18 protein-coding genes are annotated in these 25,384 nt (G+C 41.3%); 10 read left to right on the plus strand and 8 right to left on the minus strand.

Annotation, left to right across the window (positions count from 1 at the left end):
* Positions 1-156: 156 nt before the first annotated feature.
* Positions 157-417 carry a DUF1289 domain-containing protein gene (locus AAEY87_RS11390; protein ID WP_350657265.1) on the minus strand — a complete coding sequence of 87 codons (261 nt, stop codon included), beginning with the start codon at positions 415-417 and terminating at the stop codon, positions 157-159.
* A gap of 187 nt (positions 418-604) precedes the next feature.
* On the opposite strand from AAEY87_RS11390, the gene AAEY87_RS11395 reads away from it, so the two are divergent.
* The 3 genes from AAEY87_RS11395 to AAEY87_RS11405 all read left to right on the plus strand — a co-directional run bounded on the left by AAEY87_RS11395 (position 605) and on the right by AAEY87_RS11405 (position 4,131).
* Entirely contained in the window at positions 605-1,264 is a 660-nt protein-coding gene (locus AAEY87_RS11395; protein WP_350657266.1) for a YqiA/YcfP family alpha/beta fold hydrolase, read from the plus strand.
* 140 nt (positions 1,265-1,404) lie between these two features.
* Positions 1,405-3,294, plus strand: coding sequence for a DNA topoisomerase IV subunit B (gene parE, locus AAEY87_RS11400; RefSeq protein ID WP_350657267.1), 1,890 nt, complete (start codon positions 1,405-1,407; stop codon positions 3,292-3,294).
* A 147-nt stretch (positions 3,295-3,441) separates the two neighbouring features.
* Positions 3,442-4,131: a lysophospholipid acyltransferase family protein gene (locus tag AAEY87_RS11405; protein ID WP_350657268.1), complete on the plus strand. Its 690-nt coding sequence runs from the start codon at positions 3,442-3,444 to the stop codon at positions 4,129-4,131.
* A 124-nt stretch (positions 4,132-4,255) separates the two neighbouring features.
* Here AAEY87_RS11405 and budC read toward each other — a convergent pair whose 3' ends face one another.
* Positions 4,256-5,038, minus strand: coding sequence for a meso-2,3-butanediol dehydrogenase (budC, locus tag AAEY87_RS11410; RefSeq protein WP_350657269.1), 783 nt, complete (start codon positions 5,036-5,038; stop codon positions 4,256-4,258).
* Positions 5,039-5,329: 291 nt separating this feature from the next.
* Here budC and AAEY87_RS11415 point away from each other — a divergent pair, with 291 nt between their 5' ends.
* Positions 5,330-6,736 (plus strand): hypothetical protein, encoded by a 1,407-nt coding sequence (locus AAEY87_RS11415; protein WP_350657270.1) that lies wholly within the window; start codon positions 5,330-5,332, stop codon positions 6,734-6,736.
* A 275-nt stretch (positions 6,737-7,011) separates the two neighbouring features.
* On the opposite strand, the gene AAEY87_RS11420 is transcribed toward AAEY87_RS11415, so the two are convergent.
* Positions 7,012-8,724 carry a mechanosensitive ion channel gene (locus AAEY87_RS11420; protein WP_350657271.1) on the minus strand — a complete coding sequence of 571 codons (1,713 nt, stop codon included), beginning with the start codon at positions 8,722-8,724 and terminating at the stop codon, positions 7,012-7,014.
* Between the two features lie 416 nt (positions 8,725-9,140).
* Between AAEY87_RS11420 and bamJ the strand changes: the two genes are divergently transcribed.
* Complete coding sequence (gene bamJ, locus AAEY87_RS11425) at positions 9,141-9,872, plus strand: BamJ family beta-barrel-assembly machinery protein (RefSeq protein ID WP_068038609.1); 732 nt, start codon at positions 9,141-9,143, stop codon at positions 9,870-9,872.
* A 120-nt stretch (positions 9,873-9,992) separates the two neighbouring features.
* Here bamJ and argA read toward each other — a convergent pair whose 3' ends face one another.
* Positions 9,993-11,315 carry an amino-acid N-acetyltransferase gene (gene argA, locus AAEY87_RS11430; RefSeq protein WP_350657272.1) on the minus strand — a complete coding sequence of 441 codons (1,323 nt, stop codon included), beginning with the start codon at positions 11,313-11,315 and terminating at the stop codon, positions 9,993-9,995.
* Positions 11,316-11,658: 343 nt separating this feature from the next.
* Between argA and AAEY87_RS11435 the strand changes: the two genes are divergently transcribed.
* Positions 11,659-12,249: a hypothetical protein gene (locus AAEY87_RS11435; RefSeq protein WP_068038602.1), complete on the plus strand. Its 591-nt coding sequence runs from the start codon at positions 11,659-11,661 to the stop codon at positions 12,247-12,249.
* Between the two features lie 107 nt (positions 12,250-12,356).
* Here the strand turns inward: AAEY87_RS11435 and AAEY87_RS11440 are convergent, their stop codons facing one another.
* Entirely contained in the window at positions 12,357-13,394 is a 1,038-nt protein-coding gene (locus AAEY87_RS11440; RefSeq protein WP_350657273.1) for a patatin-like phospholipase family protein, read from the minus strand.
* Positions 13,395-13,661: 267 nt separating this feature from the next.
* Here AAEY87_RS11440 and recG point away from each other — a divergent pair, with 267 nt between their 5' ends.
* The gene (recG, locus tag AAEY87_RS11445) at positions 13,662-16,022 is read left to right on the plus strand and encodes an ATP-dependent DNA helicase RecG (protein WP_350657274.1); all 2,361 of its coding nucleotides are present in this window, start codon (positions 13,662-13,664) and stop codon (positions 16,020-16,022) included.
* A 216-nt stretch (positions 16,023-16,238) separates the two neighbouring features.
* On the opposite strand, the gene AAEY87_RS11450 is transcribed toward recG, so the two are convergent.
* Positions 16,239-16,403 carry a hypothetical protein gene (locus tag AAEY87_RS11450; protein WP_350657275.1) on the minus strand — a complete coding sequence of 55 codons (165 nt, stop codon included), beginning with the start codon at positions 16,401-16,403 and terminating at the stop codon, positions 16,239-16,241.
* A gap of 538 nt (positions 16,404-16,941) precedes the next feature.
* Between AAEY87_RS11450 and AAEY87_RS11455 the strand changes: the two genes are divergently transcribed.
* Together AAEY87_RS11455 and AAEY87_RS11460 are read left to right on the plus strand one after the other, a co-directional pair.
* Complete coding sequence (locus AAEY87_RS11455) at positions 16,942-18,219, plus strand: efflux RND transporter periplasmic adaptor subunit (protein ID WP_350657276.1); 1,278 nt, start codon at positions 16,942-16,944, stop codon at positions 18,217-18,219.
* A complete protein-coding gene (locus tag AAEY87_RS11460) occupies positions 18,216-21,326 on the plus strand; it encodes an efflux RND transporter permease subunit (protein WP_350657277.1) in 3,111 nt (1,036 codons plus the stop codon). Before AAEY87_RS11455 ends, AAEY87_RS11460 begins: the two co-directional genes overlap by 4 nt.
* A gap of 128 nt (positions 21,327-21,454) precedes the next feature.
* Here AAEY87_RS11460 and AAEY87_RS11465 read toward each other — a convergent pair whose 3' ends face one another.
* Complete coding sequence (locus AAEY87_RS11465) at positions 21,455-22,177, minus strand: hypothetical protein (protein WP_350657278.1); 723 nt, start codon at positions 22,175-22,177, stop codon at positions 21,455-21,457.
* Positions 22,178-22,303: 126 nt separating this feature from the next.
* Positions 22,304-23,398: a sugar-transfer associated ATP-grasp domain-containing protein gene (locus AAEY87_RS11470; RefSeq protein ID WP_350657279.1), complete on the minus strand. Its 1,095-nt coding sequence runs from the start codon at positions 23,396-23,398 to the stop codon at positions 22,304-22,306.
* Positions 23,399-24,301: 903 nt separating this feature from the next.
* Here AAEY87_RS11470 and AAEY87_RS11475 point away from each other — a divergent pair.
* Entirely contained in the window at positions 24,302-25,339 is a 1,038-nt protein-coding gene (locus AAEY87_RS11475) for a DUF1852 domain-containing protein (protein ID WP_350657280.1), read from the plus strand.
* Positions 25,340-25,384 lie beyond the last annotated feature (45 nt).

Genomic DNA, 25,384 nt, shown 5'->3' on the forward strand with positions numbered 1-25,384 from the left:
CGTCGCGCCAATGGTAGTGTGGGTCCGCCCATGTGAGAGTAGGTCATCGTCAGCTCTCTATACCCTGAAAACCCCCCAACGTTAATTCGTTGGGGGGTTTTCTTTTGTTTTTTATTCCTAGTGACTGGTGCAGCAAATCCTATTTATCTGGACAATTTAAAACAACCCACCTGTCTCCACTATCTCTTTAAAGTCGAATCCTAGCTGCTCGCCTTTACGCTGCCTCATCTGCTCGACACGCTGCTTACGTCCAACGATTAGCCGTAGCACTTCACGACGCTGTTCCGTCGTCATGTTATGCCATAACTGACGCTCAGGGCGACTACGCAAGCAGCCAAAGCAATAGCCTTTTCTATTGCTTTGGCAAACACCAATGCATGGATTGGCAATCTCGAACAGTTCAAACTGCTGATTCATGGCTGCTCCATCGCTATTATCGTTATTCCTTTAACGTCGGTAATCTTATTGTAAACCACTATTATGTCGCAAATACTGAATAATAGCGTACCGTTTTATTGTTACTGTTTTTGGTGACTCAATGCTATGCTGAGTCTTTATTATCCATATATAGTAATCATAACAAAATGAATAAGTGAGATTATACGTGAACGTTATTTATATTCATGGGTTAGACAGCGATGCTAACTCTACTAAGGGCAGGTTGTTAGAAGATTATTGTCGCCAGTACCAACCTGATATCAATGTATTACGCCCTGATTTAAATAAAACGCCTGACCAAGTTTTCAGCCAAATACTGTCGTTAATCGAAAGTTTAAATAAAAAAAACAAAAATGCTGAAGCTGAGCAATTTGAATCGTCAAATACGGTATTGGTCGGTAGCTCATTAGGCGGTTATTTTTCTACCTTAGTCAGTAACCATATAGGTTGCCCAGCGCTATTGTTAAACCCTAGTACTCAACCCCATGTTACCCTGCAGCGATTTGCCAATGAATTTATATTGAATAGTAATAATGATGACAAAGCATCGAAGAATCAGATTCTTTATACCACAACAGGTGGCTGGCCAATAACGGTAGCAGATTTAGAATGGTTTGCAGACAATCAGCTATTAAAAATTAATTATCCTGATAAAGTTTCTGTTTTAATTAAAGAAGGTGATGAATTATTAGATCCTAATCTGTCCAAAACCTTTTACCAACAGCAAGGAGCGACAGTAGCTTTGCAAGCGGGTGGTGATCATAGATTTAGTGACTTCGGTGAGCAATTGCCAATGGTAATTGATATGCTACGGCAACTGCTTTAGGTTCTAATGGAAGTTGACATAGAGAGTTAAATAGACGACATTATGTGACGTGAGTGACTGACTATTAACGTTAACGTCGCTATTTTTCGTTATAATGGTTCAATAGAATTAATCGCACGTGAATAGTTAAGGATGCATTTGTGAGTGAATATAATGCGCAATCGTTAGAAGTTTTAGAAGGTCTTGAGCCAGTACGTCGTCGACCAGGTATGTATACCGATACCACCCGCCCCAATCATTTGGCGCAAGAGGTCATTGATAACTCAGTTGATGAAGCATTGGCTGGTTATGCCAAGATTATTAAAGTTCAATTGCATAGTGATGGATCATTATCAGTCGAAGATGATGGTCGCGGTATGCCGACTGATATTCATCCTGAATTTGGTCAGTCAGGTATTGAGCTGATTTTAACCCGTTTGCATGCTGGTGGTAAATTTTCGACCTCTAATTATGAGGTTTCAGGCGGACTACATGGTGTTGGTATCTCTGTCGTCAATGCCTTATCAACGCGAGTTGAAGTAACGGTATGGCGTGATAGTACGCAGTTTGATATGGCATTTGAGAATGGCGCGCCAGTAACAACTCTTACCGAAACAGTAAGCTCAAACAAGCGTAAACGTGGTACTAGAGTACAGTTCTGGGCGGATGGTAGCTTCTTTGATACCCCTAAGTTTAACGTTAAGCAGCTCAAGCATAACCTAAAAGCCAAAGCAGTCTTATCAGCTGGGCTGACGATTGAGTTCGTTGATGAAATTAATGATGAGAAAGTCATTTGGCAATTTACTGACGGGGTCGTTGAGTATTTAGACGAGCAACTAGATGGTCTAGAAACGTTGCCTGAAGCACCATTTTATTATCATCATGAGGCTAAAAAAGGTGCACGTGCTGGCATTACCTTTGCGCTGTCTTGGTTGCCTGATGGCGGTACGCCGATTCAAGAGAGTTATGTCAATCTTATCCCGACTGCGCAAGGCGGTACGCACGTTAATGGATTGCGCACGGGTATTTTAGAAGCGTTACGTGAGTTTTGTGACATTCATAACTTACTGCCACGTAGTGTAAAGCTGACCGCAGAAGATGTGTGGGATGGGGTTAATTATATCCTGTCGCTTAAGTTTTCTGAGCCACAGTTCTCGGGTCAAACCAAAGAGCGTTTATCTAGCCGAGAAGCTGCTGGAGCAGTACAAACGCTGGCGAAAGATGCGTTTAGTCTATGGTTAAATCAGCATGCAGATATGGGTACTCAAATTGCCGAGCTGGCTATTAATAAGGCTGGACGTCGCCTAAAATCGGCAAAAAAAGTCGCCCGTAAAAAAATTACTCAAGGTCCAGCATTGCCCGGTAAATTGGCAGATTGTCGTGGTGATTTGCGTGATGGGGCAGAGCTATTCTTGGTGGAAGGTGATTCTGCGGGCGGTAGTGCTAAACAAGCAAGAGATCGTCATTATCAAGCAATACTGCCATTGCGCGGTAAAATCTTAAATACGTGGGAAGTGTCGTCAGATACCGTACTATCAAGCCAAGAAATTCATGATATTGCTATTGCCATTGGTGTCGACCCTGCCTCTGATGATTTATCCGAGCTACGCTATGACAAAGTATGTATTTTAGCGGATGCGGACTCTGATGGCCTACATATTGCAACGTTAATTTGCGCATTATTCGTCAAGCATTTTCCGGCCTTGGTTGATGCCGGTCATTTATTTGTAGCGATGCCGCCTTTATATCGAGTGGACGTGGGTAAAGAGGTTCATTATGCATTGGATGAACCTGAGCTTGCACACATTTTAGCCAAGGTTCCTGGCAATAAAAAAGCGCAAATTACGCGTTTCAAAGGACTAGGTGAGATGAGTGCAGAGCAGCTGCGTGAGACAACGATGAACCGTGATACTCGGCGCTTAGTGCAGTTAGATATGGACGACATGGTACTAACTAATAGCGTGATGGATATGCTATTAGCGAAGAAACGTGCAGCTGATCGTAAATCATGGCTTGAAAATAAAGGCAACCTAGCTAATATTCCGTTATAGATATTTACGGTTAGTAGAAATTAGATTGGTGGTTATAGCGCCGCACAGCTTGTTCATAGTTATGGGGCGCTAAAAGTTTGCAAAAGGCAGTTTGGTCGCGTTAGCTTAATGCTATTATATTAATATATCTTATTATGTGGTGCCTTTATGACATCCAATTCTGTTACTCGCTCCAACTCTACAGGTTCTAAAGCATTGTCTAAATTTCCTAAACTTAGCAAAAAAGACTTGGGCAACTTGGTTCCAAGGCGTGGTAATAAAGTAGCGCCAGTATTAGCTTCAGCCCTGTTAAAAGCATCTGGTTGGCGAACGGTTGGGGAGATTCCGAATATTCCACAGGCAGTAGTCTTGGCACTTCCACATACTTCTAACGTTGATGGTGTCTATGCAATCCCTAGCTTGTTTGCGTTAGACTTGCAGATTAGTATTATGGGTAAGCACACTTTATTTAAGATACCAGTCCTTGCTCAGCTACTACGTTGGATGGGCGTTGTTCCAATTAATCGTGGCAATAAAGGTTCAGTCTTGCAAGCGAGTATTGATAAATTCAAAACTGGAGAACCGCTATTTTTAGGGTTGTCACCTGAGGGTACACGTCAATACACCAAAGATTGGAAGACAGGTTTTTATTATTTAGCATTAGGTGCTAATGTGCCAATCTTGCCGGTAGCCATGGATTATAAAACTAAAGAAATACGATTTATGTCTTTAGTGCATCCTACTGGAGATATTACAGCTGATTTACCAAAAATTTATGGCCAATATCAGGGAGTGGTACCAAGATATCCTGAGCGCTTATCGCAGCCGCTACAAGACATTAATAATTTATCTGATTAAGTTTTTCGTTACAGCAGGTCATTATTAGTTATCCATACCTAAAAAGCCCCTGATACTAGAATATCAGGGGCTTCTTTTTTATTTTGAATGAATAAGATTCAGTTTTGATTGGTTTATCTTCATTTTAAAAATGTGGCTGACCATTGGAAGCGCTAACACCGCCATCGACCGGTAAATTAACGCCAGTAATCATGGAGGCATCATCGCTTGCTAAAAAGGTAATAGCGGCTGCAATATCTTCAGGAGTAGCAAGGCGCCCTAGTGGGCAACGATTTAAGAACTGATCGGTCTTGGTATCGTTGTCCTGAATAGCAGTAGTCATACTCGTTTCAGTAACGCTTGGATTGACCGCATTGACACGTACTTCATCAGGACCATGATCTAAGGCTAGTGTACGGGTTAGATTTGTAACACCAGCTTTAGCAGCATTATAGGCGGCCATGTTCCAATCACCGCCGATACCTGATAGTGATGAGACATTGATAATATTACCTTTAGTCTTAATCAAATGCGGCATAGCAGCCTGACAGACATAGAACGTACCATTCAAATTGACATCAATTGCCGATTTCCAATCCTCAGCTGACATCTCTGTAATTTTGCCTTGCGTCGCTTTACCAGCGTTATTTACCAATACATCAATCTTTTCAAACTTTTCTATGGCTCGTTTTACCATTTCTTGCACTTGGCTTTGTACACTGATATCGCAAGTGATAGTTAAATAGTTGTCAGTATGAATCCATGTACGATCTTGTGGAAACTCTTTTGCAGTCTCCTCCAAAGTTTCAGCAGTGCGTCCTACTAAGACGACGCTGGCACCTTCTTGAGCAAAGCGAATGGCAGTAGCACGGCCAATACCAGAGCCTGCACCTGTAACGATAACCGTTTTTTCTTTAAAACGTTTCATGGTCTTCAATCCTTGTTATTATAAGATAGTAACTAAACAAGTAAAATCAATTAATATGTTCTAGAGCAGCTTATGATCTATAAAACGAGCAGCTAGTTATGCTGCTATTATGCCATCATAACAACTCATTGCTTTGAAAGCGACAGCAAAGCAGCGCTCTATAATAGTCTTCTTGTATATGAGTGTTACTGTGCCTAAAGTCACTTATATATGTATTTATCGAGCTATGTTTGCTTTACATTAAAAGTCATTTGCTCATTTATATTTATTCAATAATAAGAGTCACGTATTGTGTCAAATGCTATTAATTCATCACTTAAACGACCATCTTCTTTAGATGAGCTGGCTTGTTATTTACAGTCGAATACATCTACTATGGGCTTTTTTGTGCCACTCGCATCTAATACACAGCATTCCTTTGAACAACACTTCTACAAGTTGCCAGTAGGCGAGCTGCGTGTATTAGAGGTGACGTTGTATTTACCTATTGCAAGTAATGCGTCTGAAATCGAAGCTGCACGCCTATCTATTATTAAATCTGCAATTATACGGCAAAAGCGCTGTTTACAGCTTGACGAAAACAACAATGCCGTTACTCGTGAAGTGCTAATACTGGATATCCAGCTGGTAAGTGATTCGGTGCTAAATGCCGATAATAATATTGAAAAAGATAACGCGTTATCCGATATGAACTCTATAGTGCATAGCTTCGGTGCGCACTATTTTATGGAAAACTTGGTATTAGATATTGGTGAAGACGCACAAATGCTACAAGTGTTTAGCTGGCAAGATTGGCAGTCAACTATTGCAGCTGTCCAAACTCCCAGTGATTTGTGGCGGTTTTTGAGCTTCCATTTAGACAATCTTAAACAATCATTAATAGGCGGTATAGCTGGCTTTGAATCTGAACAGGCGCTTGTGTCGCAATTTATGAATAGCACCGCCTTATTCTCACAAGCCATAACTGTAGACAATGCACTTATTAAAAATGGTTTACAGAATGAGCCGAATTTAGCTTTGGTAGCGATGAGCTTGGCGCAAAAGCATAAAGATACTAATGCACAGCAGACTTATAGGCAGCATCAACAACAAGCAGCCACACTATGGTCACAGCTTAGTAGACAAATGCTTGAATTGGCTACCGATAATTCTGTAATGGATGACGTACAGGGTGCAAGTCAGCAGTCCATACAATGGCTACAGCAATTACTAGATGAATCCTTATTCTCGCGCCATGAGCTAATACGCACAATATATAAGCATCTTGAGCAGTCGCCCAGTATAAGAGAAGCCGGTTACGTTATTCACCAGCATTCTTATGAAAGTCTAGGTCGACACTATGTAATAATATTTTATGGAAAAGGTGTGAGTACGCAGCAGAGTAGAATAGCCATTCAGCCAAATTTGCAGAAAATTGCACAAGATGTAGCAACGCGCTTGCCATTAGCAGAGCTACACCATGTTATCGTACTTGGCATAGAATTCGTTCAAAAGGACAATGATACTTATATAGATATTGATGCATGGATTCAACCTGTCGATGCTATGACCCAAAAAGAGCGACAATTAACCAAGCAATTACAGCGTTTGAATCAGCAGCATAAAGAGTCAGCAAAAAATAATCCATCAGCAGGTAAAGTTGAGTCAATGCGAATGCAGTTAAGTTTGACTATACCTGCACGGAAGGCTAAGTTATAGGCGCAATATTGCAATGATATTTTTATATATACCTAGGGCGTGTCCTCAATCTGAACGAGTGAACCTCTAACGGCCTAAAAATGGCTATATTTCTGTCACTCCTTGAAAGCTTCTAGACAATATGTTCATATTCTCTGCAAAATTTCCTTTGATTGACAAAAATCTATCTCATCTTTATCACCATTATCAAAATGAGGACACGCCCTATTTTAAGCAATAAAAAAAGACAGCCTAGGCTGTCTTTTTTATGTTCAGAAGATATCGTTAACTAAGACTTATTTTAAGTCGTTGTTATTATCGATATCAGTAAAGTCTTTACCTGGCGCTAAGTTTAAACCAGTGTCGATATCGTTATCACTTGTCTCAACATGAGTGATATCTACATGACCAGTACTAAGATTGTTGTTATCAACAGTACTCGTAGGTAAGTCACTAGTCATTGTACCTGAAGCAGCAGGAGTGTTCTCACGAACTGCTGCAGCAACTTTATCTTGTGTACTTGAACCAGTATGAAGAGCAGACTTCGCTTTTGCTTCATCACTTTCTTTGTCCATCTTGTCCTGCATTTTACGTAGGAAACGGGCAGCAGCTTCTTGACCACCAAGTCCGAATGATAGAGCGAAAGCAACTGCAACCGCACCTAAAGTTAAGCCAAATGCTAGGTTAACAATAGAGTCAGCGATACCCATCGCTTTTAAGCCCATCGCTAGTACTAAGCCCATGATTAATACACGTACGATATTAGCTAGGAACTGCGAGCCTTTCTCAGAGCGTTCAACGACACCGGCAATAATATTGGCAAGCCAAAAACCGATGAATAGAATGATAGCACCTAGGATGATATTCGCACCGAAGGCGATAAACATCGTGATGATAGCTGAGATAGGTTCGAAGCCAAGAAGATCAGCCGCTGCAATAGAGGCAAATAGCATAGCAAAGAAGATAATGGCATAACCGACTAGATCAGAAATCTTTTTGTCACCCATTGTTTCTTGCAGACCTACTTTAGCTGGTAGTTGATTGATTTGAGTGTTTTCAATCAAACCTCTAATGATATTCGCCACCATGCGTACTACATAATAAGTCACTACAAGGATTGCTACGGCCATAAAGATGTTAGGCAGTGCTTCCATGATTTTGTTAAGCATATTAGTAGCGGGACGAGCAATCACTTCGATTTTTAGCGCATTTAATGCAGCAATAACCGTTGGGATAATAACTACTAAGAACGCTAAAGAACCAGCGATATTAGGTAAGCTGTTTTCTTCGCTTAAACCTGCTTTTGTAGCAAGAGCTTGTACATTAAAGGTAGAAACAAGGTTGGTTACAATGCCGCGTACGACTTTGGCGATGATATAACCCACCACAAAGACCACGATAGCAATAAGAATATTAGGGATGAAGCCGAAGATTTTATCTACCATGTTAGTTAATGGGGCAAATAAACCGTCAAGCTCTAATTGACCAAGCACCATAGTCAATACAACCAATAAAATAAACCAATAAACCATGTCAGCAATCGTGCTGCTCATAGGTTTGACGCCAGCTTGCGCGCTCAAACGTTCGTCCATTGTGGTTTTTGATAAAGCAGTGTTAAGAGCAGTACGGGCAACAGTAGCAATAACCCAACCAATGATACCAACAGCAATAGCGCCAATAAGATTAGGAATAAATGCGAGCACTTGATTAACCATATTTGCAAACGGTGCTGAGATAGAGTTTAAGTTTAGCTGACTAAGCGCGCCTGAAATAGCAATTATAAAGATAAACCAAAAAACGACCTTAGATATAATGCCTTCTAGGTCGTAGGTTTTGCCTGTTGAAGAGTTCATACGCTGGTTTAAATTGACCTTAGCCAATACATTACGTACTAGTGCTGCGATACCAAGTGCAACGAGCCAACCGATGACGAAAATCAAAATAGCACCAATGATGGAGCCGATAGGCCCACCAAGATAACCATTAAAAGATGCAAACATTGGATTCATCCTGTCCTCCTTTAATCACCCTGTAACAAGTCATAAAACAATAATTAGTTTTAGTTTTGACGGATACACGATTATTTAAAAATAGTATTGTTGTATTTGAAGTTATGTACTAATTGAAAGCTTTATCGAAACTATCCATGCGAATATTCATGATAAGTAGAATTACTTTAAGTTACTTACCATCTTAGCTGATTAAGCTTAGCTGATATAATGATGCAGTTAAAGATAGAATGCTTAACCTCACGCTATAATTGTGTGATAAGTTGTTATTTTTACGGCAAATATTAACAAAGACTGTACATTATTACGATAATTTTATTGGAAACATGGCTCACAAAACTAAGATTTGCTATGATAGCTAGCAAATAACGTCTCAATATTTTTTTACAACTGATTCGACAACTCGAGAGTACTATATGAAAAAAATTACCACTTTATCTGTCAGCGCGCTGGCTGGTGCAATGTTATTAGTTACAGGCTGTAGTACTAACAATGGTAACCAGGAAAGCGCTACGCCAAGTGTTTCTATTACTGAGCAAAGCCCAGCAAAGGAAAAAGTAGGCTATAGCCTAGGCTTTATGATGGCAGAAGGTAACAAAGAAGCCGTACAAGATTTAGACCTTGATACCTTTGAGCTAGGCTTCCGCGATGGTTATGAAGGCAAAGAGTCAGCATTAACCCAAGAACAAATGGAAGCAGTGCTAATGGCTTATCAAAAGGAACAAGAAGAGAAGTTTGTAGCAGACATGCAAACCAAAGCCGAAGAGAATAAGACTAAAGGCGCAGCATTCTTGGCAGAAAATGCAAAGAAAGAGGGCGTGAAAAAGACAGCTTCTGGTTTACAATATAAAGTACTGACAGCGGGTACTGGCAAATCACCAAAAGCAACTGACGTAGTCGAAGTAAACTATGAAGGCAAACTTATTGATGGTACTGTGTTTGATAGTTCTTACGAGCGCGGTGAGCCAATTGAATTTCCATTGAATCAAGTAATTGCTGGTTGGACTGAAGGTCTACAGTTGATGAAAGAGGGTGGCAAATATGAGTTCTATATCCCATCAGATATCGCTTATGGTGAAGCTGGTAATTCAGGTATCGAACCTAACAGCACATTAATCTTCACAGTTGAGCTATTAAAAGTAAAATAGTATCAAAGTAAAGTAATGTGCATTAAGCATTTAATATCATAGAATAGAAAAGCCCTCATACTAATATGAGGGCTTTTTTGATGGAGCATGTTTTTTATAACATAGTATGACTTATAGCTTCTAAAGTGTTTTTTGGAAAACTTTAGAATTACGACCGTTATGGTATTTTTCTTGTCTAGCTGCCGGTAAGACACTAGCATCAACTTCTGCAAAACCTTGCTCTACAAACCAGTGCGCGGTACGCGTTGTCAATACAAACAACTTATGCAAGCCATGGCTGCGTGCTTGCTGCTCCAAAAACGCAAGCAGGTCGGCACCGCGGCTACCATTACGATATTCAGGATGAACAGCCACACAAGCGACTTCTGCCGCATCAGTATCTAATGGGTATAGCGCTGCACAGCCCAAAATCATGCCATCACGCTCAATCACACTATAGTTATCAATCTCTTGTTCTAAGCGCTCACGTGAGCGACTGACCAAGATACCTTGTTCTTCTAGCGGTGTGAGTAGCTCGATAAGACCGACTACATCATCAATATTAGCATGACGAATTTCTTCGTATGGGTCATGGCTGATTAATGTACCAGAGCCATCACGCGTAAATAGCTCTTCTAATAAAGCGCCATCTTTGGCATAAGAGATAATATGCGTACGATGAACGCCTTGGCGACAAGCATTACTAGCGCAGTGTAAGAAGTAGTTTATCTCGTTGTTTAAATCACGCTCCCGCAGAAAACGATCAACTTCATTTGGAATCATCTCATGTAACAAGCGTCCATTATCATTAATGTCAGCTTCTTCACCTAAAAAGATAAGCTTGTCCGCACCAAGCGCTACTGCCGCACTAAGTGCCACATCTTCACTTAGTAAGTTAAAAACTTCACCAGTTGCCGAGTAGCCCATCGAGCCTAAGATTACGATATGATCGTGTATTAGATTGTTCTTAATCGCCTCAACATCGATAGATCGTACTTCGCCAGTCATCTGATGATCAACACCATCACGAATGCCATAAGGGCGCGCGGTCACAAAATTACCAGAGACTGCATCAATGCGTGAGCCATACATAGGTGAGTTGGCAAGCCCCATGGATAATTGAGCTTCAATTTGTAAACGAATAGCGCCTACAGCCTGTAATATGGATGGCATCGCTGCACGCGGAGTGACACGAATATCACGGTGTAAAGGTGAGGTGATTCCGACTTCTTTTAGGTTTTTTTCAATCTGTGGGCGTGCACCATGTACTAATACTAGCTTAATGCCTAAGCTATGCAACAAAGCGAAGTCATGGATAAGGGTACTAAAGTTGGGATGATTAACAGCCTCGCCACCAAACATAATCACGAAAGTTTTGCCGCGATGCGTGTTGATGTAAGGCGCAGAGTTACGGAACCAATGGACGTATTCAGGTTTAATCTGGGGCATGGCGCTAGTAGTCATAATAGGAGCAATAATAGTAGGTATAGTAAAGGATAAGAGATATAAAAGATTTATTGAATATTAAAGATTTACCATAGCAAAAAACATCAGTATGAGCTATCTTTTTATTTTAACGATCTCCATCTGAATTTATTTAGTTGACTATATACACAACCTAAACACGGGGTTAGTATACCCATAAAAGCTTTTTGCTATGCTAAGTCCTACTGCATTATCGATTGTTCGCGTTACTTATACTTCAAGTGCGTTATATATGCTTTGCAAAAGAGGTTTTAGATTCTCAAAACTAACACCCTTGATCAGCATTGTTTTACCGATACATTAACTAGGAATAATGAACATCATGAAAAAAATAAACCATTTGGCTAGTCCATTCACTGCTTGGAGCGGTCATCGCTTATTCCAAGTCGTCGCCGGTACGCTTATCGGTGCGATGGTAGTAACACAAGCGTCAGCTATGTTGCCAACTCCAGAGCCTGCACTTGACGGATCTGCTGCTGTACAGACAGCTGCAAACGCTAATAGCGGCAAATCAAACGTGCAAGCGGTTAATACCAAGATTACTGCCTCTCTTATTGGCGTTGATGCAAATGGACAAGAGACTTTGGTACCTGTGGATGCCAACACACGCTTGCAGTCAGGCAATGTTGTAGAGTATCAAGGGTTTTTTACCAATACTAATGCTGACCGTGTACGTAAAATGACGGTCACTCTGACTATCCCTGAGCAAGTAGAGTTGCTACGTGTTGTGTCGCCTGAATTCCCGTATGGTAGTGCTGATGGCGAGACCTTTGCACGCATGCCGTTACGTGGCAGGGTCGATAATCAACTTCAAGAGATTCCTTTACAGTACTATAAAGCGGTACGCTGGGATATCGAAGGCGTTGGTCTTAATGATACAGTGATGGTTAAATATCGCGCAAAAGTTAAATAAAGCAAACATTTGGTATGCTCAATAATAGAAAAGCACTGCAATTGATGATTGCGGTGCTTTTTTTTATAACGAAAATTAGGCTATGTTAGAGCTGAGTTTGTATATCGTTAAAGAGTCACGTATTTGCTATTAGACTTTTCTCTGATTAATTTTTTAATAGCATTTATCTGCGGGGTAGTGGCTTGCGTGCCAGCAGTAATAAGTGCGCTACGTTGACTGGTATCTAATGAGCTAATATGACCGACATCAGGAGTAATTACGATATCAGCACGCCCACGTTCATTGCGCATTGATGAGCGATGATTAGTGCCTGAATAAGTAGTGTTAGAGGCTATATTATTAGAAGCTATATTAGAGGCTAAATTGTTTTCAAGTAATCCCCAAAAGCTACTTAATGAGGTGATAGCAGGTAGTAAATTGCTAGTCATATTCTTTTTACTCGATGTAGGCACTGTCACATCGACAGCGATGATAATATCAGCACCTAAATCACGGGCACTATCGACAGGAATTAAGCTTACCACACCACCATCGATATATTTTTTGCCGACTTTTTCAGGGATACGCGGCGCAATAAAAATATTAGGTACGCTACAAGACGCTTGTACGGCAAGCCCTGCATCTCCGGTAGTAAAGACTGCTTTTTGTAGCGTGTCCTTTTCGGCAGCAATAGCCGCAAAGCTGATTGGGAAATCTTCTATCGTGCGGCCACCAACTTTCGCATTGATAAAGTTTCTGAGCTTAATACCTTCTATAAATCCCTGGTTGGATAAAACAAAGTCGGTCAACTCGCTATCAGGTGTGGTTAATGCTAATTGCTCAAGCTGCTGCGGTGTGTAGCCGCTAGCATATAGGCTACCAACCAAGCTACCGACGCTGGTTCCAACTACCAGTGTTGGTGTGATACCGCTCTCCTCTAATGCTTTAATGACACCGACATGAGCGAAACCTTTGGCACCGCCGCCGCCTAAAACCAAAGCAACTTTTGGTGCAATGGGTACTGGCTGAATTTGTGCATGAGTTGCGGATGGCACAATATTAGTACAGGCGCTGATAACTAAGCCTAAAATAGACAGTAGGCTTGGGCGGATTAATTTTTTATAGGAGGTTTGAGAATCTTGATTATGAATAGGATAAACGGACATAAAAAGACCTTGTAAAAAACATTCCAAAGGAAAAGATCATAGGCAAAAGAGTTGCTGATTGACCGTTAAGTGTATAGACGCATCATTACTAAATAGCTTAGCATAATCGATAGTGTTGTCAGTTATAATGATTTAGGTTCATTATTTTCATAGCTTGTTGATTATTATCGTGTTTGAATATAGTTAAATGATTCAGCTTTAAGAAGAAAATTAAGTATAAAACATTCAACTATACAGAATTTAAAAATAATATCGTTAGGGTTTTTAATGCCAATCTCTAGTCATTCCACAGCCAACCTATCAGACAATGTATTGTCAAAGCAGCCAATTTCGGCATTAGATATGCCCGTGACGGCGCTGGCAGGAGTTGGACCAAAAGTTGCTGAGCAGCTGACGCAATTGGGTATTACGCGCATCTTTGATCTACTGCTGCATCTGCCACGCGATTACGAAGATCGTAGTCGACTGGTACCGATAGCGGATGTGGGTCATGGGCAAGCTGCGTTAATCACTGGGCGCGTAGTACACGTTGATACCAAGCGCAGTGGCATGACAGTGATTGTAGACGATGATACTGGCACAATCTCTCTGCGTTTTTTTAAAGTCTATCCTGGCCTTGCCCAAACGATGAGTCTGGGTACATGGCTACAGTTGTTTGGAGAGGTTAAAGTCAGCCGTTACGGTAAGCAGATGCACCATCCTGAATATCAGATTATTACTGATAATGCAGACATTACTAATACGGGTCTACAGCCAATCTATCCAAGCGTCAAAGGCTTGCATCAGAACAAGCTGCGCACTTTAATTAAGTTGGCATTACAAACCGTTCGCAGTCAAGGGCTGCCGATGACGTTGTTTACGTCAGAAGATTTTGCCGTTGTGGCTGACTTGCCATTGGCACCGTTTGAGCTGACAAAACTGTCAGCAGAAGAAACAGAATATTCGGAAGATATATTCTCCACATTGGCGCGTAGTGTACCTGACAATACGATTGGTCATAGCGTCAATAAAGTCAGTGCAACTTCCTACAATACAAGTAGTGATGTCAACAATGATATCAATACGGTAGCCGCTCGAACGGCTCATAATAATGTCTATAACTTGACGATATTTGAAGCGTTGGTGTTACTGCATACGCCGCTTACTTATACTGATGCTGGGCAGCAATATAAGCTACTCACCCAGTTAAGCGCGCGTACGCATGCTGCCTGTCAGCGTCTCATTATTGAAGAGCTGACCGCGCATCAGCTCAGCTTACTATATCGCCGCCAGCAATTACATCAGCATAAAGCACCCAAATGTACCACGCAAAGCCCATTGGCTGATAAGCTATTTGCGGCATTACCCTTTGATTTGACAGGCGCGCAGCAACGTGTAATGAAAGATATCACGGCCGATATGGCGACTTCTATTCCAATGCTACGATTGGTACAAGGTGATGTGGGCGCAGGTAAGACTTTGGTTGCAGCAGGAGCAGCGGGCTACGCACTTGATAGTGGTTGGCAAGTGGCCGTCATGGCACCGACTGAGATTTTAGCAGAGCAGCATTTATTAAATTTTAAACAATGGTTTGAACCGTTAGGTATTGGTGTCGGCTGGCTGGCTGGGAAGCAAACGGCAAAGCAGCGCCGCGAAGCGTTAGAAGCGGTGAGTGAAAACACTGTGCAAGTGGTCGTCGGTACTCATGCATTATTTCAAGAACAAGTACAATTTGCCAAATTAGGTCTGGTCATCATTGATGAGCAGCACCGCTTTGGCGTTGAGCAGCGGATGGCCTTGACCAATAAAGGCGTGGCTAATAGTACCCCGCATCAGCTGATTATGACCGCGACCCCGATTCCGCGTACGCTAGCGATGAGTGTTTACGGTGATATGGATACCTCTATCATTGATGAGTTGCCACCGGGACGGACGCCAATTACTACGGTGACAATTGACCGCAATCGCCGTGATGAAGTGATAGAGCGCATTGCGATTAATTGTGAGGCGGGCAGGCAGGCGTATTGGGTGTGTTCGTTGGTGGAAGAGTCGAGCGTACTCGATGCGCAAGCTGCCGAAGCCACTTATGAGGACTTACATGAGCGTTTGGATATTCGAATCGGCCTGGTACATGGCAAAATGAGGTCCGCTGATAAGCAAGCTATCATGCAAGAATTTAAAGCGGGCAAGCTTGATTTATTGATTGCCACAACGGTCATCGAAGTAGGGGTTGATGTACCTAATGCATCATTAATGGTCATCGAGAACGCTGAAAGATTGGGTCTGTCGCAGTTACATCAATTGCGTGGACGCGTTGGGCGCGGCTCAACCAAAAGCTACTGTGTTCTGCTATATCAGAAGCCATTGTCGGAAACAGGTACAGAACGTCTCAACGTGCTGCGAGACAGCACCGATGGTTTTGTCATTGCCCAAAAAGACTTAGAGCTGCGCGGACCAGGTGAGTTACTCGGTAAACGGCAAACGGGTAATGTAGGCTATTATCTGGCTGATTTGATTCGTGATGAGCAGTTATTTGCCATTGCTCAGCGTTTGGCCAAGCATTTAATTGCAGACCCCACGCGTAAAGCCGATGTCAGCCAATTGATACACCGCTGGATGCCTGAGGCCAGCCGCTATACCAATGCTTAAACCAGTTGCTTAAAACAGTGCCTAAGATGATTTGGTGAGTAGCGAGGTATTCATTTTTTAAGTGAATTGACTAGATTGTGCTTGATATTTCTATACCTCATACTCTGAAGTATGGCGATAAGCTTTATTCTATACACGTTAAAAAGAGGACAGCAATTGCTATCCTCTTTTTTATGTTTAACGAGCTTATATATCTAACAAGCGTCTAAAAAAGGCTTATTTAGATTTTTTCTCACTCTTAGATTTTTTCTCAGTTTTCTCTTTTTTTGCTTTTTTTAGATCCTTTTTAAGATCTTTAAGGTTTTTATTCTGGTCTTTGATATTTGCCTTGGTTTCTTTGATTTCTTGCTTTATCGCTTTTACTTTTTCTTTATTAGCCATGATGGACTCCTTGATTTATGATTTAAAGTGCTGGGTATTCAGCATCTTAACATCAATATACAGTTAAAGTTAATGGACTAATTCCACCATTATTATGATGTCATTGAGTGAATGATGTCATGAGTTAATAGTATCAAACCAACCTAACAACACAAGACAGAACTGTATATCGTATGTAGTGTGTAATATTCGATAGCGATACGATTATCATCGAAAAATGATAACAGAGAAAAGTTAATAAGATCGAAATCTAATCGTCATATCTAGCCAATATTCACATATAGATAGTCATATCAACTCATTACTCTTCAATTCATAATTTTCCAAATTCATATCATTATTACTGAACGCTTGCTCTGTCTTTCGACTGTTATTTATAATTATTTTTTAACAGAGTAGGGATAAACTACAGTTGACCTGCTAGTAAGATAGACTACAATGCAAAAAGATATCAATAATATAAACTGTCTATATCACCCCATTAAAGATTAATGTTTAGCTTCTTTTCTATCAATGCGCTTATTTATAGAGACCGATTATGAGTGACCTGCAAGACCCTAATGATAAGCAAGTGTCTAATCCTGAGCCTGAGCTGCCACCTTATCGTAATCCTGATATGCCCAAGCATAAACCTTCGTCGAAGCTGCCAGTGTGGCTATTGCCTGTGTTGGTAGCAGTGCTGGTCATGGGTGTGCTGCTAGGCAAGTATTGGGATGGTAATGACTCAACTACAGATGAGTCAACCGTTACCATTGGGACTCAAAGTGATATAGCGCCTATCAATGCAGATAATGACCAAGCCGTCTTGTCAGTTGAAACAGTGCAGCCTAGTCAAGATAGTGTCGGCAACACGCTAACAGCTGACGGTACGATTAGTGCCAAAGATATTGCAAATGTCAGTGCCAAGGTCAATGGCGTGGCAATTGAGCGTGTATTGGTCGAAGAAGGAACGCGTGTCAAAGCCGGTCAAGTTTTAGCGATATTTGATACCGATGCTATGGAGCAACAAGTCTTGCAAGCAGAAGCAGATGTGGCTGAAGCCGAAGCTACGCTTGCTAATGCCAGCGCGGATGCGGCACGTGTGCTACCGCTAATTGATATAGATGCCATTAGTAAACAAGAAGCGGACCGTTACCGTACTTCCAGAATACGCGCAGAAGCTGCCTTGCAGTCATCAAAAGCTCGCTTAAGCAATCAGCGCTTAACCCTTGAGAATGCCAAAGTCGTCGCGCCAGTGAGTGGCGTAATCAGTGACAAGATGGCTGAGGTCGGCATGGTCGCAGGTGGCGAGCCCCTATTTACGATTATTAAAGGGGGTATTTTAGAGTGGCGTGCTGATATCGATCCTAAGTTAATCGGTGATGTAAACGTAGGTACGCCTGTCAAAGTCAGCTTGCCAAGAGATCAATCAGTGATGGGGCAAGTCAGTCGTATCGCTCCGACAGCGGATAATAACCGTCAGATTACTATCTATGCGAGTTTAGAAACCAACTCTGCAGCGCGTGCGGGTATGTATCAAACCGGTGAGTTTTTGCTCGGTAGCGAGAGCATGCAAACGGTGCCCAATAGCGCTATTGTCAGCAATGATGGCTATGATTATGTGATGCTAGTGACGGATATCAAAACCCAGAATGACAAAACGGTTGGACGTATTCAACAGCAGCGCGTGACCCTAGGAGATCGTATCGGGGACAGTGTTGTACTTGCAGAGCCTTTGCCAAACGATATTAGCTTGGTCAAGCAAGGCGGTAGCTTTTTAAATGATGGTGACTTAGTACGCGTTGTAGAAAGTAAAGCTATGCAGGCAACATCATGAGTATGAATGTATCTACCTATTCAATTAAAAATCCACTTGTTGCGATTTTACTATTTGTCTTGCTAACACTCGGCGGTTTGTTTGGCTTTCAACAGATGAAAGTGCAGCAGTTCCCTGATATTGATTTACCAGCGGTCGTCGTGACGGTTACTTTGCCGGGAGCCGCACCGTCACAGCTCGAAAATGATGTCGCTAAAAAGATTGAAAATAGGCTGACTAGTATTGAAGGTATTAAGCATATTCGTACTACCTTACAAACTGGTGCAGCTACTATCGCTACTGAGTTTGTATTAGAAAAAGATATTCAAGAAGCCATGGATGATGTGCGCTCAGCAGTCGGTGAGGTACGTGGAGACTTACCGGCAGCTGCTAATGATCCTATTATTACCAAGGTGTCGACAGCAGGATTTCCAGTAGTCACGTATTCAGTGACTGGGAATAATATGAGTGTTGAGGACTTATCATGGTTCGTGGATGACACGATTACCAAGCGCTTATCTGATATCCAAGGGGTAAGCGCTATCAGTCGTATTGGTGGTCTTGAACGTGAGATTACCGTTGCCGCTGACCCTATTGTGCTTAGTGGCTTGCAACTCTCCATCCCTCAGTTGTCTCAGCAGATCGCTGGTATTCAGCAAGACAGCGCAGGCGGAGAAGCTGAAGTTGGCAATACTACCCAAACTATTCGGGTATTGGGAGCAGTAGAGCGCGCACGCGAGCTTAACGATTTACAGATTGCTGTCCCTACTGGAGGCACGCAAGCGTTAGGACGTATGGCTGAAGTGACTGATGGTGCGGCTGATCCTAGCTCTGTTGCCAAACTAGATGGCGAAACAGTCGTCGCATTTAACATCACTCGTTCACGCGGTGCCAGTGAAGTTGAAGTCACCAAAAGAGTGGATGAAGCACTGGCACAGTTAAGTGCTGAGATGAGTAATATCGAGGTCGAAAAAGTCTACGACCGTGCTACCCCAGTGGAAGAAGACTACAAGTCTTCATTACGCATGTTGATTGAGGGCGGTATTTTAGCAGTTGTCGTGGTGTTCTTATTTTTACGCAATATCCGCGCTACTATCGTCGCCGCTGTGGCTTTGCCATTATCGGTCATTCCTACCTTTTTGGGCATGTATCTGTTTGATTTTAGCCTCAATATTATCTCATTATTGGCGTTATCGCTGGTCATCGGTGTGTTGGTCGATGATGCTATCGTTGAGGTAGAAAACATTATCCGCCATTTACGGATGGGTAAAACGCCTTATGAAGCGGCAATGGAAGCCGCTGATGAAATTGGGCTTGCAGTTATTGCCACTACCTTTACCTTGATTGCAGTATTTTTACCTACAGCCTTTATGGGCGGTGTGGTTGGGCAGTTCTTCCGCCAATTTGGCTGGACAGCAGCGATGGCTATTTTTGCCTCGCTATTGGTAGCACGTCTAATTACGCCGATGATGGCAGCCTATATTTTGCGACCAGAAAAACAGCGGGTCGAAAAGCAAAGCGCATTGATGACATGGTATTTAAAGATAGTATCGTGGACACTTCATCATCGCTGGTTAACCATGGGCGCCACCTTATTATTATTTATAGGGTCATTAGCCCTAGTGCAGCTGCTACCGACCTCGTTTATTCCTGATAATGACATTGATCAAACGCGAGTAGGCATTGAGCTGACGCCTGATGTTGAACTCGAAGATACCGAGCGGGTAACCGCATTGGCACGTGAACGCATTTTAGCTTTGCCTGAGGTAACTCATGTTTTCTCTTCAGTTGGGCAGGCGCAAGAAGCGATGGGGCCAAACTCTAGTAGTGGAAGTGGCGGCGCAAAAAACATTGCCAGTCTAGATATCGTCCTTGCCCCACGTGCCGAACGTATCTCTAAAAAAGAGATCGAGCAACAGGTTAGCGCCATATTGACAGAAGTGCCCAGTGCTCGTTTTACGGTAGGGCTATCGAGTGGCGGCGAGACGGGATATAGCTTCTCATTGACCAGTACCAATCCGCAAGTGCTAGAGCAGACCGCGCAACAAATCATGACGGATATCCGCGCGCTACCGATTGCAGGCGCTGTCACCAGTGATCGCAGCTTACCGCAACAAGAGCTGACCGTGACTCCTGATCGGCTAGCAATGGCAGATAAAGGCGTCACCACACAAGATATCGCAACTACCTTACGGATCGCGACAGTGGGTGATTATGAACAGCGTCTGTCCAAGCTGAATTTAGATACGCGGCAGATTCCTATCGTGGTGCGCTTACCTGATGTGGCCAAACAAAACGTCAATCAGTTAGAAGGGTTGTATGTGCCTAGCACACGCCCAGCTGGTCAAGGCGTACGAGTCGGCGAAGTCGCTGACCTTGACTTTGGTACAGGGCCTGCGCGAATTAGTCGCCTCGATCGTGAACGCTCAATTACGATTACGGTGCAGCCTGGTGCTGGCGAGCTTGGCGACTTGGTAGAAGCAGTCAAAAACACATCTACCATGCAGCAACTACCAGCCTCCATTACTATGATTGCACAGGGTCAAGCGGAAAATATGGCTGAGCTATTTAGCGGTTTTGTCATTGCCATGTCCGTAGGTATTATCTGTATCTTAGGCGTCTTAATTCTACTCTTTGGTAAGATTTTACAGCCTTTTACTATTTTGATGGCACTGCCGTTATCGATAGGCGGTGCATTTGTGGGTTTGGTCATTACGGGCAGTAGTCTATCGATGCCTTCGATGATTGGTTTTATTATGCTAATGGGTATTGCCACCAAAAACTCTATTTTATTAGTGGATTATGCCATTATTGCGCAAAATAGAGGTCTAGCACGTTTTGAGGCAATTATAGATGCCTGTCGCAAGCGCGCCCGTCCTATCATTATGACTACTATTGCAATGGGTGCTGGCATGTTGCCGCTGGTATTTGGCTGGGGTGATGCCGATCCTACTTTCAGACGCCCGATGGCTGCTGCTGTATTAGGTGGTCTAGTAACCTCGACGCTATTAAGCTTGGTCGTGATTCCGGTCGTGTATACTTTAATGGATGATTTGTCAGGGTGGTTTGCTAAATGGTTGATTCCGCACGGTAAAGATAACGACAGCCCGGCTGTTGATAAGTTATAGTAAGCACAAGAAAGGCCAAGACTGAATAAGTCTTGGCCTTTTCTTTATTGGTAGAAAGTAACTATCTATCATACTGACTATTACTTTTAGAGATCTACAATTTTTTGGATACCTATGATGCTAACCAATTATATAAGTCTATGAACGACCTTGCGTGTCAATGAAAACAGACGTGGCGCCTTATTATATATTTTTCCTCTAATAGTAAAACGATTAGCCATTCCTTCGGCTATAGTATATTTACAGGGATTGCATATCCCACATGGAGTGTTGTTAATTGGCTTATGACAGAACCAAGATTTATAAAGTATGTCCAAATCACCTGTAGTTTTGGCTTCTTCCTCCATTTCAGGCTTGGTATAATCCAAAATAGGAAATTTTAAACGACCAAAAATAGTAAATTCATCAGACTCTGGGCCTTTCTCTTTATTTACTAGCTTTCTTACGAAGTACTCAGCCGTATCATCTTTATGAATACTGAGCTCCAAATCTGCAATCTGCTCTGATAAAGCCGCTAACCATATATACTGACTCCCTATATAACTGTCTTTGAGCAGCTTTTTATGGGTCTTCACATACTTATCAGGGATATCAATTCGTGAAAGCTCTATAAGTTTAATATCTTTAATTTCACAGTCTTTGTACTTGCGAGAAAGATCATCTTTAATGATATACATTTGTCTAATTTCGGTTAGAGACGAAATACGAGCAGTATCAATAACATAATAAGGCTGAATCACTGCCCCTGAAACTGCAAGTTGTACCATTCTAAAGGTTGAGTCCCATCCCCCTGTCCATAGTATATTGACCGGTTGCTTACTGTTTGTATCTGAAATAGTTGTGTCTACCATGACGAAGCTCCAAATAAAAAGTGTCCATACTGTTTTAATTAAATAAGTTTGAAAAAACCTAACATAAGTAATTTTTGATGATTTTATCTATTGCAAAAAGCAAACATTGACTAGAATATTCAAGCACTAGCCATTTTTGAGTTCATACCATTTTTCTTTTAAACCACCTTCTACAATCTGTGATGGAATAGAGCCCCAGTTGTCGTTACCTTCAATCAAGATTGGGCCATTAGGTGTAATAGCGACATCCCAACCTATCGATTGCACATAGTAAAATTGTTTATGTGCTTTTTCTACTAAGTCCTTAACCTCATCCCAATAGGGAAGTTGATAACCTTCAAATACCGTATTGCTAATCGGATGTTTTTCTACCTTAGTACCAAAAGGTACATCATAGAAACCATATTTTCTCAATAATCCACTATCGTCGATACCAACCGCTAGTCCACCTGTCTTAACATTATCAACAAAAGAGTCTTTGGTTGATCCGAGTCTTAAGAAGGAATTAAGAATATTGATTTTCCCTGATACTCCTCGTACCGTTGTTATCCTGATAGTATTAACACTTGAATCATTTATTTTATTTAAACGTTCATGTTGCTCAATAACATTCTGAAAAATAAATTTAGAATCTTTCATTTTCGACTTTAATTCTGACAAAGTAGTTTTTTGATTATTTAAAAAATAACTATCCTCTTTCTTTTCAAGGATAAAGACTTCTTCTGAACCTTCCCCGTTAATAATTTTACAAAATACTTTAATGTCTTCTTGAAAAAAATCTTCTAAGCTAATATATTTACGTTCACTAAGTAGATAAACCTCTCCATTGTTGTACAGAGCTATCGTAGGAACTACTTTGTCCTCTCCGATGACGTATGATAGATAACTTGCAAATACGTATTTGTCTCTTAGCATAGCTATATAATTGTAGTTGAATTTCTCATTTTTACATGAGTTACCAGATTCTCTTTCTCTTCTAAATTTCATATCTGGTAAAAATTCTTCCGGACTTCTCCATTTTTTGATATCTAGACCATTAGAGTTATAAAAATAATTCACCTCTTTATTTTTGATGATCCATAACAGATTATCTAAAAAAATTGTAGGACTAGATTTCCTTTCTTTTTCAGGATAATAGCTTTGTCCTCGCACTATTTTTGATATGTCTGCTGGTGTTCTGGATATGAATTTAATACGGTTGTATATCTTTTTTAGTTTCATATAATCCTCTGGGTTTTTTATTAAGATCTCAAAGTAACGGTTAATAAATTAGTGAACAGGCTAGATAAGACTGACGCTAACTATGATGAAAAAACGCTAACAGTGCAGGTGATTGTTAATATTAAAGACACTCGCAAAGAACAATAGATTAAGAGAATGTCTACCAAACTATAGATATTATGGGATAACCTAATTAAAAATACTGATTCAAATCAATGACTTCTTGGTCTTATTTCCCTTTTTATGGTTAGGTTTATTTTCAAACATATAAAAGCCTATCTTTAACTGGTCGTACCATTCTTTTTCCGACACAGCTTTATATGGACTGTTAGTAACTTATCTCTTTCTAATATTTTATTTGAGACTTGTTGCAATACGTCAACTAAGAAAAATAACACCATTGTTGCAAGGGTTATTATAGATATAACATAAAGTATAATATACCGCAATATATATTCGGATATTAGAATATATATGTTTTTATATAATAAGAAATATCCAAAATAGTCAGCTTTTCTTGGAGGAGAGTTAATTTTCTAGGTAGTAACAAGACGTGGTTTTGTACTAGATCAGATCTTTCAAGCGAGATTAGTGTAGAGGTGCAAACTCTATTAGCACTGACCTATTTCAAATTAGTAAAGGCAAAAGTATCTACCAAGTTTTTCTCTAGGCTTTCGTTAGCATCGCTCATGCTTTTACAGGTCTGATTTTCCATCAAGTAAGTTGTCAAAATCTCTGTTATCCAATCTCATCTCATACTATAATCCTATTAACATGAATTTTATTCATCCTATGTTTAAATAGTATCGTTTTTATTCATGTAATGGTTTAGGTATGATTCATCTCATACAGAAATTTGGCTTTATCTCAAATAATGAGAGTAGATTAGGGTAGCGGATTATCATGAGTAAACAGTTTACATATTCCATCTCGAGCATTCGTTTTGATGAAAACTATCAGCCTGCAGACAGCACACGTCTGACGACTAACTTTGCGAATTTGGCGCGTGGCGAGAGACGTCAAGAGAACTTACGCAAAACGCTGACTATGATAAATAACCGTTTTAATGATCTCGCGCATTGGGATAACCCAACTGCCGACCGTTATTCCGTTGAGGTTGATATCATCTCTGCAGACTTAGATATCGAAGGCAATGGCCACACATTTCCAGTCATTGAGACGCTGAAAACAACGATTATCGATCATAAAGAAAACAAGCGTATTGACGGTATGATTGGCAATAGCTTCTCATCTTACGTGCGCGATTATGACTTTAGCGTCGTACTGCCAGAACATCTTGAGACAAACCCAAAATCTCCACCGCCAGCCGATTTTGGCGACCTGCACGGCAAACTGTTTCAACACTTGTTGAACTCAGAGGCCTACAAAGCCAACTTTAATAAACAACCTGTGATTTGCCTCAGTGTTTCAAGCAGTAAAGTCTATCAGCGTAATGGCAATCAGCATCCTGTATTAGGGGTTGAATACAAACAAGATGACTATTCTTTAAACAATAGGTCGTTAACCGATGACTATTTCCATAAAATGGGCTTAACGGTGCGCTATTTCATGCCTGCAGGTAGTGTTGCGCCTTTAGCGTTTTACTTCGCCGGTGACTTGCTGAGTGATTACACCGATTTGGAACTAATCAGTGCCATCAGTACCATGGAGACCTTCCAAAAGATTTACCGCCCCGAAATTTATAATGCCAACTCTACTGCGGGTCACATCTATCAACCCAGTTTGAAGTACCAAGATTTTTCCTTGACTCAAATTGTCTATGACCGCGCAGAGCGCAGTCAGATGGCGGTGACGCAAGGTAAATTTACGGAAAATGAGTTCATCAAACCGTATCAGGCTATTCTTGATGAGTGGGCGGCAAACTATGTTGTGACAAGCAATACTGTGCAAAAAGAAGCGGTTAAAAAACGCGCTGCTTAACAAACCATTATTAACTAATACCTCACACTCAACTATCCAAAATTA

The organism is Psychrobacter sp. S1-30-MNA-CIBAN-0213, assembly GCF_040309845.1.
GTDB lineage: Bacteria > Pseudomonadota > Gammaproteobacteria > Pseudomonadales > Moraxellaceae > Psychrobacter.

Bases quoted from the DNA above. Each gene is read 5' to 3' on its own strand.
- budC (WP_350657269.1), bottom strand. From the start codon at position 5,038: ATGAAACGTTTTAAAGAAAAAACGGTTATCGTTACAGGTGCAGGCTCT.
- AAEY87_RS11475 (WP_350657280.1), top strand. From the start codon at position 24,302: ATGAGTAAACAGTTTACATATTCCATCTCGAGCATTCGTTTTGATGAA.
- argA (WP_350657272.1), bottom strand. From the start codon at position 11,315: ATGACTACTAGCGCCATGCCCCAGATTAAACCTGAATACGTCCATTGG.
- AAEY87_RS11450 (WP_350657275.1), bottom strand. From the start codon at position 16,403: ATGGCTAATAAAGAAAAAGTAAAAGCGATAAAGCAAGAAATCAAAGAA.
- AAEY87_RS11435 (WP_068038602.1), top strand. From the start codon at position 11,659: ATGAAAAAAATAAACCATTTGGCTAGTCCATTCACTGCTTGGAGCGGT.
- AAEY87_RS11455 (WP_350657276.1), top strand. From the start codon at position 16,942: ATGAGTGACCTGCAAGACCCTAATGATAAGCAAGTGTCTAATCCTGAG.
- AAEY87_RS11390 (WP_350657265.1), bottom strand. From the start codon at position 417: ATGAATCAGCAGTTTGAACTGTTCGAGATTGCCAATCCATGCATTGGT.
- AAEY87_RS11420 (WP_350657271.1), bottom strand. From the start codon at position 8,724: ATGAATCCAATGTTTGCATCTTTTAATGGTTATCTTGGTGGGCCTATC.
- recG (WP_350657274.1), top strand. From the start codon at position 13,662: ATGCCAATCTCTAGTCATTCCACAGCCAACCTATCAGACAATGTATTG.
- bamJ (WP_068038609.1), top strand. From the start codon at position 9,141: ATGAAAAAAATTACCACTTTATCTGTCAGCGCGCTGGCTGGTGCAATG.
- AAEY87_RS11405 (WP_350657268.1), top strand. From the start codon at position 3,442: ATGACATCCAATTCTGTTACTCGCTCCAACTCTACAGGTTCTAAAGCA.
- AAEY87_RS11470 (WP_350657279.1), bottom strand. From the start codon at position 23,398: ATGAAACTAAAAAAGATATACAACCGTATTAAATTCATATCCAGAACA.
- AAEY87_RS11460 (WP_350657277.1), top strand. From the start codon at position 18,216: ATGAGTATGAATGTATCTACCTATTCAATTAAAAATCCACTTGTTGCG.
- AAEY87_RS11465 (WP_350657278.1), bottom strand. From the start codon at position 22,177: ATGGTAGACACAACTATTTCAGATACAAACAGTAAGCAACCGGTCAAT.
- AAEY87_RS11440 (WP_350657273.1), bottom strand. From the start codon at position 13,394: ATGTCCGTTTATCCTATTCATAATCAAGATTCTCAAACCTCCTATAAA.